Origin of the sequence: Pelagicoccus sp. SDUM812003 (assembly GCF_031127815.1) — a bacterium.
GTDB lineage: Bacteria > Verrucomicrobiota > Verrucomicrobiia > Opitutales > Opitutaceae > Pelagicoccus.
Genome location: NZ_JARXHY010000070.1, coordinates 1 through 592, shown reverse-complemented (window position 1 = coordinate 592; position 592 = coordinate 1). Strand labels below are relative to the sequence as shown.

Below are 592 nucleotides of genomic sequence, written 5' to 3'. Positions count from 1 at the left end.
AACGTGAAAGCCATACGCGTAGGTCAGCGCGGAGCGCTGGCCGGAGTTGTATGGGCTGCTTGGTTGGGCTGGTTTGTTTCTTTCGGTTGATTCTCGAAGAAATCGATCATGTCAGAAACCGTGAATACCTTTTTGTATCTTGGATTCTTTTCTTTCTGATCGAGTGTTCTTCTTGATCTTCTGGCCACCTCTTCGGCGATCACATCCAAATCGTCATCGTCGAATCTTAAGTCTTCAAAAAGTCGATCCGTTGGCTGAATCGGAAATCTACAATCTCGAGTTAGTTCTTCATAAACGGCCCTGACGACCCAAGTGTCGTGATCCTTTGCCGGAAGAGCTTTGGAGAAAGAGCAAATCGAATCTTCTTTTCTCTCTTCTTTCTTCGTTTTCTCCCACTTCAAACCGATGACTTGGACTAGTGCGAAGAACCCGAAGATAGTCGCAGTGAGCAGGAATGAACTGGATAGGAAGTAGATCGCTGCTAGAATGGATAATTCAACGATGAGCAACGGAGTGTAACCAATCGTAGAATACGACTTCGAAGGTTCCATTGTTCTAGATGGTGGTTTCATCTTCTTTCGCCCAACGTGAA

Annotated in this window: 1 pseudogene; it reads right to left on the bottom strand. The window is 45.6% G+C overall.

The annotated features are described in order from the left end of the window. Nucleotides 1–23: 23 nt before the first annotated feature. Nucleotides 24–592, bottom strand: a pseudogene (locus QEH54_RS22825) (hypothetical protein); the annotation flags it as partial.